A 14339-nucleotide genomic window follows, 5' to 3' on the forward strand; every position below is an offset into this window, starting at 1 on the left:
AAGCTGGACTTACCAGCGTCGCGGACCCCAGCACCTTGGTCTGGTAACCCAGAGCCTGCATTCGGCTGATCACCACTGGGGGCTCTTTGGCAGCGGTAAAGGCATCCCAATAACTGGCTGGCAGTGAGTAAAGGAGGGTAAATACGCCGGGTTTTGTGGCGTTACCATTGCTGTAATGCTGCTCGAAAATCAGATTGCTCTCGGCAAACTCATAAATGTTTGGCATCCAGCGCGGGTCCAGCATGTCCCAACGGGCACCGTCGATCACAATCATCAGAACACTCAGCTTGCGATCCGGCTCAGAGCATTGCAGGAGATGAGTTGGATAATTCAGCTGGCTGCCCAGTCTGACATCTGACAGAGCTTGAACTGCCTGGTTATCCCGGACCTTTTGGGGGTCTACCAGCCCCTGCTCACTCATGAAGCGTTTGGCCGTGGCGGCGTAGTAGAGTGGCACGTGGCGGGTAATACCAGTGATACGGGTGTCGTAGTTTGCATCTGCCCAGGCGTGCCAGCTGTGGGCACCAAGCTGTAGGCCGAACATCAGCAAGAAGGCAGTGCCCAGCCAGCTTCCCCGTGGTCGCCATCGCCAGAGAATAACTGCCATCACGCTCTCAACCAGAATAATGCCGATGAACACGCTGATGGTGGTTGCCCACAGCTGCCAGGAGAAAGAAAAAATCTCGGAGCCGCCACCCATGGCCAGTTCCAGCACGAATGACGACAGATGAAAGCGATACAGTGAGTAAACCACAGTATCGATCGCAAGCAGGGCAATGCCAAGGCTTGCATAAACCACGGCGAGCAAGGATAGAATTCGCCTGAAGGGTAACAATAGGGCAAGGATCAGTAGCGGAAGGCCTGCGAACCAGGCGAGTAATGCGAACTGACCCGGAAGAAGGGTTGTCGTGTAGGCAAAGGTCTCTGCGTCCGGAATGTTCATCCATGGTAGGTATCGGAGCCCTATCAGTAAGGCGAACAGGCCATTGGCGAATATGAACCAGGATGCCCATGCCGCACGCTGCCTGACGAAAATGCCAATACGAATCATCTTGGTTAATCCCGGTAAACGACTGCCAATCGGAGGTTATGTCAGAAAGCCGGTGATATTACCGTTTTATAGCCCGCCGATGAACTCCGTGCTTTCCGAGGGCGGGCCAGGCGACAACACAGAGACGGGAGACACTATCGCGACCGTTGGAAGTCCTCCCAGGACAGGCCGGCAGGGTTCTGTTCCCAGGCTAGTCGGACCCTGAATCTGGCGATTTTTCTGGCAATATAGTGATCACTCCACCCGGGTAGGCGGGTGAGCGCCTGCGGAATAGTGGGAGCTCCAAGCCCATCCACCAGGAACAGCTCTGATTGCCCGTTGCGTTCCGCAATGACCAGATTATGGGGCAGCAGGTTGCGAGTGAGTATGCGTGTTTCAAGGAGCCAGTTGCAAAATCTTTCTGTAGCGGCCCCAATGGGCTGATCGAACCCCCTACGCTGCAGGTAATGTTCGAGTGTCTCTGCCGGTGCACCCTCGTTTTCGATCATCAATTCGCTGACATTTGCTGTGCCGAGGGAGGTTTGAACTGCGCCATGGAAGCGGGGCAAATGCGCCCAGAGCAGCGGGCCCCGGTCTTCCGCGAGCAGTTTCCTGACGGCAGGCTGCTGGTGAGCCTTGAGCTCCTGATGGTTGTCATTAATTCGGCCTTTGCCCAGGATCTTTTTGGGCCAGGCTTGGCGTTGAAAACGGGCTTCGATGTTTTCAGGGCGCAGGACTTTCAGACACAATGTTGAATCATCCGGGTGCCGATAACAGTGCCGGTTGTAGCCAGAGGCAAAGGGCTCAGAGCCTGACAGGTCAATCATTGATGAGACGCCACAGATTATGAATGAATGTATTGCCTACGGCGACTGTAACACCGAAGGGTTGGAAGGCTACCACGAACCGGTATGGGCGGAGCTGGTTGCCGGGCATTTCGGGCTGGATCTGGTGAATTGCGGTCATACCATGAGCACCACCCGGGAACTGATCCGCTATGCCCAGGCCTTCCCGCCCGCGCACTACCAGGTGGCATTTATCCAGTATGGCCTGGTGGATTCCTGGTTGGTGTTTCGTGGTGCGCCCTACGTGTTGTACTACCCGGACAATCCCTTCCGAAAGTTTGCGCGCAAACTGGTCAAGAAACTCAAAAAGGTCGGGCGAAGCCTCAATTTGCTGAAAAGGCTGGGTGCGGTGTCGCAGGTGCCGTTGCAGGAATACATCACCAATATCGAGCGTGTTATTCTCTGTGCACCGCAAACCCGGTTTGTGCTGGTGGCCACACCGCCGAACCTGGATGAGCCGCGCAACCCGGGTATTGAGACCTACAACCAGGCGTTGCATGACCTTGCCGCGCGACATGCCAACGCCGTGGTTGCGGATGCTTATGGTCAGCTTTGGCGGCACCGGTCTGAATGCCTGATGTCGGATGGCACACACCTGAGCGCACAGGGGCACCGGGTAATGTCACAGGCAGTCATCGCGGCGTTGAATGAGAGCGTGGAACCAGCTGTTGATAAAACTGTTCCGTCGCAGTGACCATGGCGTTCAGGGTAAGGGTGTTCGCCGCGTGTTCAAACGCGGCTGCCTGCCGCTCAGCCAGTTGGTGAGGTGGCTGCAGGTGCTGTGCAATGAGCGTTGTGAGGTCCGCTACGCTGTCTGAATCTGCAACGCAGTCTGGTGGTAAAAATTCCGTGACACCGCTGACGGGTGTCGCCATCACTGGGCACCGGGCCAGCAAGGATTCCACCAGAATGTACGGAAACCCCTCCCGCTGAGAGCTGATCGCACAAGCCGAAGCCGCCTTCAGCCAAGGGCGCATGCGCGGCTCGTAGCCGGGCAGCAAAACGCGATCCTCTGCACCGAGTTTGGCGATCAATTCGGTGAGCTCGGCCCTTTGACTTCCTTCACCAAGAATAACCAACGCGCCGGGAAGGCGGGCGTTTACCCAGGCCTGAATCAGCCGGTCGAACTGCTTGACCGGCTCCAGGCGACCGGCGGCAAGCAATAACGGCCGGTCTTCCGGGATCGGGATAATCGTATCACCGGTCATTTTGCCTCCGGAGATGGTAGGCAGGCCGTTATAGATCAGGCGTTTATTGGGATGAGCTAATGCAGCCAGAATGTCGCCGCTGACAGCGATAACGCCATCCAGCGGATTAAACGGTGTGTGTGAAGTTTTGGTGCCGTGAACGGTGCCAACCGTGGCACCAATTCTGGCACCGGCGTATCGTTGGACGCTTCCCAACAGGCTTGCAGCCTTGTTGCCCTGTGCGTGAGCCACGTTGGGCGTGATCGAGTGGAGGATGCGCTGCAACCGGAACCGGAGCCATGGGTTTCGGCGACCCAGGTGCATGGGCAACGAGTGCGCCATCACGGCTGGTGAAAACTGTGATTGATACGCCGGATGCGCCAGCACATGCACCTGATGGCCTCGCCTGGCGAGTTCAGCCGCCAGCTCTGCCGTGTGCTTCTCCATGCCGCCCCAGCCGGTGCCGGGGGTGGCAAGGATCATGGCAATGGTCAGGTTGGTGTCCATGGATCAGGCTCGCCGATTCGCCAGCAGGCGATCGTATACCGCCAGTGTGGCTTCAGTCTGCGCGGCCAGCCGGAATCGTTCCGGTATCTGGATGGGTGGGGTGGGGTTGCTGAGCAACCTGAGCGCCGCGTCTGCGAATTTCCGGGTGTTGTCAGGCTCGACCAGCCCCTCCGGGAAGCAGGCGCGGAGGGTTTCCGCTGCGCCCCCGCGGTTAAAAGCGACGACCGGCGTGCCGGATGCCAGTGCCTCGGTGACCGTGCGACCAAAAGGTTCGGGCTTGGTGGACATATGGCAGACCAGCGCAGAGGCCAGGTAGAGCTCGGCCATGTCGCTACGTTGGCCCATAAAGGTTACGTGTTCCGTCAGGCCGGTTTCCCTCCGTCGTTGCTCCAGTTCCTGCATAAAGCGGTCTTTGCCGGGTTCCACGCCACCGACAACGATGCCGTGGCAATCCGGTTGCTGGTGAACGATGTCCGCCATGGCATCGAGAAATTGCAGTTGGCCTTTCCAGCGGGAAATGCGGCCGGGCATCATGATAAGGCGCTTGCCCCGGAACTGGGGAAACTCGCGTTCCAGCTCAGCCTGCCATTGGGCATCAAGCTGCCCGTTGCAAAAGCTGTCTACATCAACCCCGCGCTGGATCACCGTTAATCGGGATTCGGTAACCCGGAAGTTGCGGGTAATGTAATCGCGCACGCAATCAGAGACCGCGATGATATGGTCTGCTTTCGCCATGATGGCGCTATAGGGGTTAACTGAATACATACCATGAAAAGTGGATACCACGACCGGCCGGTTTGCCTTTGGGAGCCCGCGCCATGCCAGCCAGGTGATCCAGGCGGGCATGCGCGAGCGCACATGCACTACGTCCGGTTTGAGCTCCTGAAGCAGTCTGCGCATGGGCCGAATCTGGCCGAAGGAGGCGGGCGACTTGCGGTGCACCGGTACCGTGATGTGACTGGATCCCTGAGCTTCCAACTGGCGGACCAGCGGCCCGCCGTTGGAGATCACGATGGATTCGTGGCCGCGCTTGACCAGCTCGGCGGCAAATTCCACGGTGCCACGCTCGACGCCGCCGCTGTGTAAAGCCGGCAATATCTGAAGCACCTTCATGGTTGGCTCCGCTTCAGGAAACGCTGGATCAACCACCTGGCGGCGCGGTCTGACTCCCACAGGCGCTGGCTGCTCTGAGAGGTTCCGCTCATCACGAATGCGTGGTCACTCCACCGTGCCAGATACCCCCGTTCGACGAACAGATCAATGCCTTGGGCAACCCGGCTACCGGTATGTGGTATCAGTTGCAGCAGCCCGGCCGGGACGCCTGATGTTGCAGCTTCGCTCACCATGGACATGCTGTCGGGCGTCACCCAGACCGCCCGTGACGCGGCCAACTGATGGGCCAGCCAGTCAGCGTGGGTGTTGTCCGGGCCGACGACCGTAATCTTGATGCCAGCCAGAGCCTGTAGCTTGTCGGCCAATGCAGCCGGAGTACGCCTTGAGCTGGAAATGGTCCAGCGCCAGTCGGGATAGGTGGCGATCAGATGGTTGATCTGGTCGAACACCACATCGTTGTCCCAGTTGAAATGCGGTGAGGGCCCGCCTGTCAGAATCAGTGCCTCAGGTTTGTCGGTGATGCGTGCCAGAGGGGTTATGCCGTTGAGGCTGCCGGTCGTAATGAGAACACGCTTGCCGGCCTTAACCCGGTCGTGTTGCGGTATAATGGCGGCATCGACCCAATTCAGTGGAAAGGCAGGTTTCATCAGTACCACTGTTTTCGCCCGGGTTTTGCGGCGAAGCGCCAGCAGCAAACGGTGAGTCGAGGTGCCTGCGCCGATGATTAGGTCGGGCGGCGGCAGTGATCGGTCTATTGTCGGTGCCAGGCCGATGACGGCACGCCAAAGAGGAACCTTCAGGGCCAGCGCATCAAGCCAGTGAATCGATACCCCCGCGTGCACTCGTAAGCGGTTACCAACACCTTTGAGCTGATTCCGGTGCCCGGGCTTGTTGTCGGTGAGCAGCCACACCACTGGCGCATGGGTTTGCATTCAGCGGGTATCCTCGTGGTACAGGTCCGGGTCGCTCGGCAATGGGCGGGTTTTGAACCGCCGGTGCATCCAGAGGTACTGGTCGGGGTGCCGGCGAATCTGTTGTTCAATGGCCTGATTCACCCGCGTGGCGTCGGCCAGGTCATCGCCGGACGGGAAATTCTCCAGCGGCGGATGAAAATAAATGTCGTATCCGGGTTCGTGCTCGCGTCGGAAATGGCTGAATGGCACCACCGCACACCCGCTACGCCCAGCAATGCGCGATGTGGCGGTAATTGAGCCGGCCGGCACGCCGAAGAAGGGCGCGAACACAATGTTTTTGCGGCCGTAATCCTGATCCGTGGCGTACCAGACAATGCGGTTTTTCTTGAGCTGTTTCAACAGCCCCCGAAGGTTTCTGCTGTCTAGCGCGGCACCGTAACGGCGCTCACGGGCGCGAGTCATGGTGGCGTTCATCAGAGGGTTGTTGTGGTCCCGTTGCATGACGTCTGCTTCGATGAACTCTGTCACCAGGCTTCCGCCCAGATCCAGCGTGCTGTAATGGCCGCCGAGTAGCAGCACGCCATGGCCTTTTTTTAGCGCCGCCTGCACATGTTCCAGGCCGTGCACGGTGGTGACCGGTAGATAGGTTTTCGGGTCGCGAAACCATGCCAGCCCGATCTCCATAAGGCCTATGCCGTTGGAGCGGAATGCCTTGCGTATCCGTTGCTGCTGCTCGTTTGCTGTTAGCTCCGGAAAACACAGGCGAATGTTTGTCTCGGTAATGTGGCGGCGGCGGGGAATCAGCCAATAGGCAAGCTCGCCAATCGATTTGCCCAAAGCCCACTGCCAGCTCAAGGGCAAATGGGCCATCAGCCACATCGCGGCGATGCCAAGCCAGGTCGGCCACCAGCGGGGGTGCCGGTAGCTGGAGTAGCGGGTATCGCGCTGTTTTGAGGGGCGTTTGCTCACGCTTCGGCAATCTCGTCTGGGCTTTGATGTCAGAACCGGAGTTTAGCAGGGTGCTTAATCCCGACTAAAGTAGCAATGTGGGCTAACGCCGGTGTGTTTCGGTAGAATGCCCCCGAACAGACGGCCCGGAGACTTCATGCTTCACTTTTTGTATTCACTGTTTTTTCGAATTGCGCTGCCGTTTGTGTTGTTGCGTTTGTGGTGGATTGGCCGTCGCAATCCCGATGCCTGGCACCGTTGGCGTGAGCGCCTCGGGTTTGTGGAGAGGTTTTCACAGCCGGTGATCTGGGTGCATGCGGTTTCGGTCGGCGAAACCATTGCCGCAGCTCCATTGGTCAAAGCCCTGTTGCGCCGTAGCCCGGATACTCAGATCCTGATGACCGCCATGACCCCGACGGGCTCGGCGAGGGCGCGGGCCATGTTTGGGGACTCGGTACGCTATGCCTACTCACCCTACGACACACCCGGTGCGGTCCGACGTTTTGCCGAGCGGGTGCGTCCACAGGCCCTGGTGATCATGGAAACCGAACTTTGGCCGAATATGATTGCCTATACTGATCGCCACGACGTGCCGATTTTTCTGATCAATGCGCGGCTGTCGGAGCGTTCGGCGCAAGGGTATGAACGTGTGGCGTCATTGGTGCGCCCGTTGTTGCGTAGTCTTTGTTGGATTGCCGCTCAGGCGGACGAAGACGCCGGGCGCTTCCTGAGAATCGGGGCGCGGCCGGAGTCGGTCTCCGTCACTGGCAGTATCAAGTTCGATGTTGATATAACCGCGAACCTCAAGGAAAGCGCGGCTGACCTTCGCGCACAGTTGGGTCCTGAGCGGCCTGTATGGATTGCTGCGAGTACCCATGAGGGCGAAGATCAACAGATTCTTGAAGCCCACAAGCGGGTGTTGCAGGCGTTCCCCAGTGCGCTATTGGTGATTGTTCCGCGCCACCCGGAGCGTTTCGACGCTGTAGCGGCCCTGACCGAAGCCCTGGCTCTCAACCTGGCGCGCCGCTCCCGGGCATCAGGGGCGCTGGCACCCGCTGTTCAGGTGTATCTCGGCGATACCATGGGCGAATTGCTGATGCTCTATGGTGCGTCCGATATTGCGTTTGTTGGCGGGTCGCTCATCGAGCGGGGAGGCCACAACCCACTGGAGCCGGCGGCCTGGGGCTTACCGGTGCTGTCTGGCCCGCATAGTTTCAACTTCGAAACGATCTACAACCGGCTGAATGCGGGCGACGGCCTGTACGTAACGCCCACTTCGGAGTCGCTGGCGGAATGCGTAATAGGTTTGCTGGGGAATCCAGGCCAGGCCCGGCAATCCGGAGAGAGCGCGCTGGCGGTGGTGAATGCGAATCGCGGTGCGCTGGAAAAAGTGGTGGATGGCATCGTAAAGCGGGTTTGACCCCCGCGGCAGCCTGAGCCCTCGCAGGGGGGGGTGACGACCGGCTCAGTTGTCGGTCGGGTCCTCTAGGGTTTCCTTTTGATTGGCCAGCGCTTCAATGCCAGGGGCCGTGGCGCTGAGCCAGTTGTTCAGGTCGATAAGATCCTGTGGGCTCAAGGTGCCGGCGGCCTGTTTCAGGCTGAGCGTATTGATGACGTAGTCATAGCGGGAATTGGCGTAATCCCGCAGGGCAACGTAATAGGCACGTTCGGCATCCAGTACTTCCACGATGTTGCGGGTGCCCACGTCATAGCCGGCGCGGGTCGCATCCAGCGCACTGCGCCGGGAAATAATGGTCTGCTCCAGGGCGGATGCCGTTTCAACGTTGGTGTTCACCGTGCGGAACAGGCTGCGAGTGTTCACCCGAACGTCCCGGCGGGTCGTTTCCAGCCCCTGTTGCGCCACTGCGACCAGCGAACGCTGTTGACGAACCCCAGCTTGAGTGCCACCGCCCATGTACAGCGGCACATTCAGGGTGACGCCAATCACCGCCTCGGTGGTGGTGCCATCTGAGCGCTGTTGAACCGGAGCCGTGCCGTCATTAAGGCCGTTGATCTCACTTTGGCCGTAGGACGCATTCAGGTCCAGCGTCGGGTAATGGCCGGCCTTGGATGCCTTCAGGTTTGCTTCACTGGTATTCAGTTCGTAGATCGCCGACTGAATGGTCCAGTTCTGCTCCAGGGCGGTTTGCTCCCATTGCGTGGGGTCCATGGGTTCGGGGCGGCCCAGTGGAAAGTTCTCTCTCAGGTTGTCGAGCTCTTCGGTGTATTCGCCGGTCAGGCGGGCCAGTTGTTCGCGGGCGATGTCCAGATCGCTCTCGGCGGCGATGCGCTGACTTTTGCTGTCATCGTAGCTGGCCCGGGCTTCATACACTTCGGTAATGGCAATGAGGCCAACGTCGAAACGCTCCTGGGCCTGCTCGTACTGGCGCTGGATGGCGGCCTCGGTGGCTCGCGCCGTGGTCAGCGTATCCGCTGAGCGCAACACGCTGAAGTAAGCCGTGGCAACATCCAGAATCAGTTGCTGTTGCGCCAGGTTGTATTCGGCGCGAGCGGCTTCACTCTGAAATTTGCTGGCATCGAAAGCGTACCAGGCATCGGCCCGGAACAGCGGTTGTGTCAGCTGCACGCCATAGGCAAGCGTGGTGTAGTCGGCTTGCTGATTTTCGCTCTCGGTGTCGGTGTAGTTTGCCTCACCGTGCGCGTTGATCTGGGGCAGCAGGTTGGCCCGGCTAACGTCAGTTCCCGCCTCCTGCGCCTCGAAGCTGGCGCGGGCGGCCGCGATTCCGGAATCGTAGGACAGCGCTTTTTCGTAGGTTTCGATCAGGTTCATGGCGAGAACGGGATTTGCCGCGAGCAGGCCAATCATTCCGGGCAGCAATCGTTTCTTCATTGTTTCTCCTAATACGTAAGCGCGTTGGCCCCGATTCCGGAGCACGGCTATTATGGACAATAATCCCCCGCATCTCTACACTTGCAAAGGGCACTCATTCAGAGTGTTACGCATTCGTACATCGCGTCTTGACGGGGTGCTGGCCTGATTAAAATCGGGTTGGCTGAGATTGCAACGCAGAACCCGCGACCTGATCCGGATAATACCGGCGTAGGCATTAAGACCAGATGGCTGCAAGCCAGGTGACATTCGAAGACGCAAAGGGAAACCCCATTAGGGTAACCCTGCTTTGATTGCACCGTCTCTGCCGCTCCGTCATACGCGACCTGACACCCCCAAACCAAGTCCGGGAGCGCATGATGACTGACTTACCTTCCTATTTAAGCGATTCTGCCCAAGTCGATTCAGCTGCCATCAAACCATTGCCAAGCTCACGAAAAATCTACGTGCAGGGGAGTCGGCCGGACCTGCAGGTACCTATGCGGGAAATTGCCGTGCAGGATACACCGACCGAGCTGGGCGGCGAGAAGAACCCGCCGGTAATGGTGTACGACACCTCTGGCCCCTACACCGACCCTGACGTCACTATTGATTTACGCAAAGGCCTGCAGCCGATCCGGGCGGGCTGGATCGAGGAGCGTGGCGATGTCGGGCACCTGGATGGTTACACCTCTGAGTTCACGCGCCGCCGGATGAAAGACCCCCAACTGGACCCCCTGCGCTTCATGGACGAGCGCAAGCCGCTGCGGGCCAAACCGGGCAAGAACGTCAGCCAGATGCACTACGCCCGCCAGGGCATCGTCACCCCGGAAATGGAGTACATCGCGATCCGGGAAAGCCTGAAGCTGCAGGAGGCCCGGGAAAATGGGCTTCTGGAGGATCAGCATCCTGGCCAGTCCTTCGGCGCTTCCTTGCCGGCTGAAATCACCCCGGAATTTGTGCGTGACGAAGTCGCCCGCGGCCGTGCCATTATCCCCGCTAACATCAACCACCCGGAAACCGAACCGATGATCATCGGCCGTAATTTTCTGGTGAAAATCAACGGCAACATCGGCAACTCGGCGGTCAGCTCCTCCATTGAAGAAGAAGTGGAAAAGCTGACCTGGGGCATCCGCTGGGGCTCGGATACGGTGATGGACCTATCCACTGGCAAGAATATCCACGAAACCCGGGAGTGGATCATCCGCAACTCGCCGGTACCCATCGGCACGGTGCCGATTTATCAGGCCCTGGAAAAAGTCGGTGGCGCAGCCGAAGACCTAACCTGGGACATCTTCCGGGACACCCTGATTGAACAGGCCGAGCAGGGCGTGGATTACTTCACCATTCACGCTGGCGTGCGGTTGCATCACGTGCCCATGACTGCCAAGCGCACCACCGGCATCGTGTCGCGCGGTGGCTCTATCATGGCGAAGTGGTGTTTGGCCCACCACAAGGAAAGCTTCCTGTACGAGCATTTCGAAGACATCTGCGAAATCATGAAAGCCTACGATGTCTCCTTTAGCCTCGGCGACGGCCTGCGCCCCGGCTCCATTGCCGACGCCAACGACGCGGCCCAGTTCGGTGAACTGGAAACCCTGGGCGAACTCACCAAAATTGCCTGGAAACACGATGTGCAGTGCATGATCGAAGGCCCCGGCCATGTGCCCATGCACCTGATCAAAGAAAATATGGAAAAGCAGCTGGAATGCTGTGACGAGGCCCCGTTCTACACCCTCGGCCCTCTGACCACTGACATCGCCCCCGGTTACGATCACATCACCTCCGGCATCGGGGCCGCGATGATCGGTTGGTACGGCTGTGCCATGCTCTGCTACGTCACCCCGAAAGAGCACCTGGGCCTGCCCAACAAGGACGACGTCAAAACCGGCATCATCACCTACAAAATCGCCGCCCACGCCGCCGACCTGGCCAAGGGTCACCCGGGTGCCCAGGTCCGCGACAACGCGCTGTCCAAGGCCCGTTTTGAGTTCCGCTGGGAGGATCAGTTCAACCTCGCCCTCGATCCGGACACGGCCCGGGCCTATCACGATGAAACCTTGCCGAAGGAGTCCGCCAAAGTGGCCCACTTCTGTTCCATGTGCGGACCGAAGTTCTGCTCCATGCAGATCTCCCAGGAGGTTCGCGAGTATGCCAAGGCCCATGGCCTTGATGAGGTATCCGCCGTGGACGCCGGTATGCAGGCCAAGTCTCAGGAGTTTGTTGAGTCCGGGAGTAAACTTTATGACAAGATCTGAGTTTGGATGCTTGACCCTCTAGCCTGATGGTTTGGTGGGTAGAGCTGGGGTGGCAGGGCCGTTCAGGAGACGCCTCAAGACGTCCTGTTCGGCTTGGGCTCCGCCATCCCTGGCTCCGCACACTCCTGAACGGCCCTGCCACCCCAGCTCTTTCGAACTAACAAGATATGTCCGGACTTCCCACAGCATTCACTTCGCTGCTTTGTAATGGTGCAGGCGTTGCTCGAGATCCGGGGCGGGCATTGGGGCCCTCTTCCCAAAACTATGCGGAGCCATGGATGGCGGAGCCTAAGCGCCCCATGGATGGGCTTGAGCGTGTTTTGGGAAGAGGGCCCCAATGGCCGCCTTGCACCCGGCTCTGGAGATAGACGCTTGCATTAACAGACAACCAACGGCTATCGTTCAAAATCGACTTAGCAACCGGATTAACGATGACCAAGCCGTTCCAGTTCAACGCCAGCGACATCACCGTCGAAAAACGCGAAACCGTCTTCCAGGGCTTCTTCCGCATGGACAAGCTGTGGCTGACCCACCCGCGCTTTGACGGCCGGGACATGCCCGTATTCACCCGTGAACTGTTTCTCCGTGGTGACGCCACCTGCGTACTCCCTTACGACCCACAACGGGATGAAGTGGTGTTGCTGGAACAGTTCCGCCTCGGAGCCATGGGCCGGGACCAGTCGCCGTGGCTGCTGGAACTGGTCGCCGGCATGAACGAAAACGGTGAAACACCAGAAGAAGTCGCGCAAAGGGAAGGGCAGGAAGAAGCCGGCCTCACCTTCAGCAAGCTCGAAAAAATTTGCAACTACCTGGTGTCTCCCGGAGGCAGCACGGAACTCATCCACCTATACTGCGGGCGCATCAGCACCGAATCCGCCGGCGGCCTGTTTGGCGTGGAGCACGAACACGAGGATATCCGCGCTCACGTGGTCTCGGCGGATGATGCCATTGCCATGATCTCCGATGGCCGCATCAACAACGCGGCAGCGATCATCGCGCTGCAGTGGCTTCAGTTAAACCGCGCCCGCTTGCGGGAAGGGTGGGTGTGATGGGTGAGTGGACCATGAAGCCCAAACGGTACGTACCGGACTTGCGACGGCTCGGCGCACTGGGTGATGGCAATTACGTGCGCCTGTGTCAGTTGCGGCAGCTGGAAGCTGGCGGCCAGCCGGTGTCTGAGTTTGAACTGCATCGAGAGTCACAGTACCTCGGGCGGGTGCGGATAAAAGTGCTGCAGACCGCACGCTTCACCGAAACGCTCCTGCTGGAGCAGATACATAACGCCGGCCGCTGGCTCAACAATCCCCAGCTCACCGTACGGGTCTACCATGACGCTGCCATGGCCGAGGTGATCAGTTGCTATCGTGATCGGCAGATTGCTGCGGTGAACGATTATCCCAACCGTTTCATGCACCACCCGGATGAAAAAGTTCAGGTGAACGGTTTTCTGGCGGATTGGCTGAATTACTGTTTGCGCTTTGGCCATTTGCCGATGGAACACTCGCTCTGGTCGGCTGGTGAGGGAGTGGACTAAAGGGCGAAGTGGGGCTTCCAGAAAGGCTCCCCCCGAGGGTGGACTAAGGTGGAATACCCATGGACGATGACTGTGCGATAGTTGTCAAAGCGTGCAATCTGTCGCGTCAGTATGGATGGAATGTGATTGCTGTTCTATTTAGCACTGGGAAAAGAGACTACTCTCACCCTACACTTGTACCAAGCTAAGTACTTTGCCCAGCAACGAAAATGAGCGCCATGAACACACAGGACAATGCCCGATCCCTGCGGGTACTGCAGTTGACCGACCCTCATCTCATGGCCGACCCGGCGGGTGGCTTGCTGGGTGTGAATACGCGGGATAGCCTGGACGCCGTCATTGCGCAAGCGTTGGAAGACCATGGCCAGCCCGATCTGATCCTCGCCACCGGTGACATTGCCCAGGACGGCAGCAATGAGGCATACCGGGTTTTTGGTGAAAAACTAAAGGCGTTCACTTGCCCCTCCGCCTGGATTGCCGGTAATCACGACAAGCCGGGTGCGCTTGAAGAAGCTGCCCTGGGGCATCACGCCAACCAGCGCCATATCATTCAGGGCGGTTGGCAATTCATCATGCTGGACTCGTCCGTCCCGAACCAGGTTTACGGCGAGCTTGCAGGCTCGGAACTGGCGTTTTTGGTTGAGACCCTGGAGCAGAACCCGGAATTACCCGCCCTGATTGCCTTGCATCATCACCCGGTGGATATTGGTTCGGGGTGGATGGAAAAGATTGGCCTCCATAATCGGCAGGCCTTCTGGGATGTGATTGAACGCTTTCCCCAGATCAAAATAGTGCTTTGGGGGCACATTCATCAACAGCATGAGTTGCAGCGCAAGGGCGTACATCTGCTGGCGACACCGTCAACCTGTATCCAGTTTGCAACCGGCTCCACCGACTTTGCAGTCGAGTCTCTGGCTCCCGGTTACCGCTGGTTCGAGCTGGAGACCTCCGGGGCTTTCCACACCGAGGTTCGGCGTGCGGAGGCCTTTGAATTCGACCTGGACATCGACAGCACCGGCTATTGATCACAGTTTGCCCGTAGCGGCTGTTAAACAGCCCTTACATGCGTATATAATCGGCAGCGCTCAGGACGAGCAATGTATGGAATACACACGACTTCTTCAGGGACCGAAGACATGCCCCAGGCAAGCGGACTGCAGTTCACCGCCACCA

At 58.8% G+C, this 14339-nt stretch carries 13 protein-coding genes and 1 riboswitch; of the genes, 6 read left to right on the forward strand and 7 right to left on the reverse strand.

The annotated features are described in order from the left end of the window. On the reverse strand, positions 1 to 1051 hold a 1051-nt coding region (locus WD429_RS16375; protein ID WP_368423264.1), incomplete at its 3' end, for a DUF3413 domain-containing protein. A 134-nt stretch (positions 1052 to 1185) separates the two neighbouring features. Then, positions 1186 to 1857, reverse strand: a complete 672-nt coding sequence (locus tag WD429_RS16380; protein ID WP_368423265.1) for a YrbL family protein — start codon at positions 1855 to 1857, stop codon at positions 1186 to 1188. Between the two features lie 19 nt (positions 1858 to 1876). Between WD429_RS16380 and WD429_RS16385 the strand changes: the two genes are divergently transcribed. Then, a complete protein-coding gene (locus WD429_RS16385; protein ID WP_368423266.1) occupies positions 1877 to 2569 on the forward strand; it encodes an SGNH/GDSL hydrolase family protein in 693 nt (230 codons plus the stop codon). Here WD429_RS16385 and WD429_RS16390 read toward each other — a convergent pair. Genes WD429_RS16390 through lpxL form a run of 4 tightly spaced genes read right to left on the reverse strand, consistent with a single transcriptional unit; the run spans position 2508 to position 6565 of the window. Further along, positions 2508 to 3569 carry a glycosyltransferase gene (locus WD429_RS16390; RefSeq protein WP_368423267.1) on the reverse strand — a complete coding sequence of 354 codons (1062 nt, stop codon included), beginning with the start codon at positions 3567 to 3569 and terminating at the stop codon, positions 2508 to 2510. The two genes, WD429_RS16385 and WD429_RS16390, sit on opposite strands and share 62 nt — an antisense overlap. A 3-nt stretch (positions 3570 to 3572) precedes the next feature. Further along, positions 3573 to 4682 (reverse strand): glycosyltransferase family 4 protein, encoded by a 1110-nt coding sequence (locus tag WD429_RS16395; RefSeq protein WP_368423268.1) that lies wholly within the window; start codon positions 4680 to 4682, stop codon positions 3573 to 3575. Beyond that, the gene (locus WD429_RS16400; protein ID WP_368423269.1) at positions 4679 to 5614 is read right to left on the reverse strand and encodes a mitochondrial fission ELM1 family protein; all 936 of its coding nucleotides are present in this window, start codon (positions 5612 to 5614) and stop codon (positions 4679 to 4681) included. Before WD429_RS16400 ends, WD429_RS16395 begins: the two co-directional genes overlap by 4 nt. Continuing rightward, positions 5615 to 6565 carry an LpxL/LpxP family Kdo(2)-lipid IV(A) lauroyl/palmitoleoyl acyltransferase gene (gene lpxL, locus WD429_RS16405; RefSeq protein ID WP_368423270.1) on the reverse strand — a complete coding sequence of 317 codons (951 nt, stop codon included), beginning with the start codon at positions 6563 to 6565 and terminating at the stop codon, positions 5615 to 5617. Positions 6566 to 6701: 136 nt separating this feature from the next. On the opposite strand from lpxL, the gene waaA reads away from it, so the two are divergent. After that, positions 6702 to 7964 (forward strand): lipid IV(A) 3-deoxy-D-manno-octulosonic acid transferase, encoded by a 1263-nt coding sequence (gene waaA, locus WD429_RS16410; protein ID WP_368423271.1) that lies wholly within the window; start codon positions 6702 to 6704, stop codon positions 7962 to 7964. A gap of 45 nt (positions 7965 to 8009) precedes the next feature. Here waaA and WD429_RS16415 read toward each other — a convergent pair whose 3' ends face one another. Then, positions 8010 to 9395 (reverse strand): TolC family outer membrane protein, encoded by a 1386-nt coding sequence (locus WD429_RS16415; RefSeq protein WP_368423272.1) that lies wholly within the window; start codon positions 9393 to 9395, stop codon positions 8010 to 8012. A 122-nt stretch (positions 9396 to 9517) separates the two neighbouring features. Beyond that, positions 9518 to 9629: riboswitch (TPP riboswitch) on the forward strand. 125 nt (positions 9630 to 9754) lie between these two features. Between WD429_RS16415 and thiC the strand changes: the two genes are divergently transcribed. The 4 genes from thiC to cpdA all read left to right on the forward strand — a co-directional run bounded on the left by thiC (position 9755) and on the right by cpdA (position 14191). Further along, positions 9755 to 11632, forward strand: a complete 1878-nt coding sequence (gene thiC, locus WD429_RS16420; RefSeq protein WP_368423273.1) for a phosphomethylpyrimidine synthase ThiC — start codon at positions 9755 to 9757, stop codon at positions 11630 to 11632. Positions 11633 to 12063: 431 nt separating this feature from the next. Then, positions 12064 to 12681 (forward strand): NUDIX domain-containing protein, encoded by a 618-nt coding sequence (locus WD429_RS16425; protein WP_368423274.1) that lies wholly within the window; start codon positions 12064 to 12066, stop codon positions 12679 to 12681. Next, positions 12681 to 13166, forward strand: coding sequence for a DUF1249 domain-containing protein (locus tag WD429_RS16430; RefSeq protein ID WP_368423275.1), 486 nt, complete (start codon positions 12681 to 12683; stop codon positions 13164 to 13166). Before WD429_RS16425 ends, WD429_RS16430 begins: the two co-directional genes overlap by 1 nt. A gap of 218 nt (positions 13167 to 13384) precedes the next feature. Next, positions 13385 to 14191, forward strand: a complete 807-nt coding sequence (gene cpdA, locus WD429_RS16435) for a 3',5'-cyclic-AMP phosphodiesterase (RefSeq protein ID WP_368423276.1) — start codon at positions 13385 to 13387, stop codon at positions 14189 to 14191. Positions 14192 to 14339 lie beyond the last annotated feature (148 nt).

This window comes from Marinobacter sp., from assembly GCF_040904845.1.
Classification (GTDB): Bacteria; Pseudomonadota; Gammaproteobacteria; order Pseudomonadales; family Oleiphilaceae; genus Marinobacter.

Excerpts from the sequence above, each read along its gene's own strand:
- cpdA (WP_368423276.1), top strand. The coding sequence starts at position 13,385 with ATGAACACACAGGACAATGCCCGATCCCTGCGGGTACTGCAGTTGACC.
- WD429_RS16385 (WP_368423266.1), top strand. The coding sequence starts at position 1,877 with ATGAATGAATGTATTGCCTACGGCGACTGTAACACCGAAGGGTTGGAA.
- WD429_RS16395 (WP_368423268.1), bottom strand. The coding sequence starts at position 4,682 with ATGAAGGTGCTTCAGATATTGCCGGCTTTACACAGCGGCGGCGTCGAG.
- WD429_RS16430 (WP_368423275.1), top strand. The coding sequence starts at position 12,681 with ATGGGTGAGTGGACCATGAAGCCCAAACGGTACGTACCGGACTTGCGA.
- thiC (WP_368423273.1), top strand. The coding sequence starts at position 9,755 with ATGACTGACTTACCTTCCTATTTAAGCGATTCTGCCCAAGTCGATTCA.
- WD429_RS16425 (WP_368423274.1), top strand. The coding sequence starts at position 12,064 with ATGACCAAGCCGTTCCAGTTCAACGCCAGCGACATCACCGTCGAAAAA.
- WD429_RS16390 (WP_368423267.1), bottom strand. The coding sequence starts at position 3,569 with ATGGACACCAACCTGACCATTGCCATGATCCTTGCCACCCCCGGCACC.
- WD429_RS16400 (WP_368423269.1), bottom strand. The coding sequence starts at position 5,614 with ATGCAAACCCATGCGCCAGTGGTGTGGCTGCTCACCGACAACAAGCCC.
- WD429_RS16380 (WP_368423265.1), bottom strand. The coding sequence starts at position 1,857 with ATGATTGACCTGTCAGGCTCTGAGCCCTTTGCCTCTGGCTACAACCGG.
- WD429_RS16415 (WP_368423272.1), bottom strand. The coding sequence starts at position 9,395 with ATGAAGAAACGATTGCTGCCCGGAATGATTGGCCTGCTCGCGGCAAAT.
- waaA (WP_368423271.1), top strand. The coding sequence starts at position 6,702 with ATGCTTCACTTTTTGTATTCACTGTTTTTTCGAATTGCGCTGCCGTTT.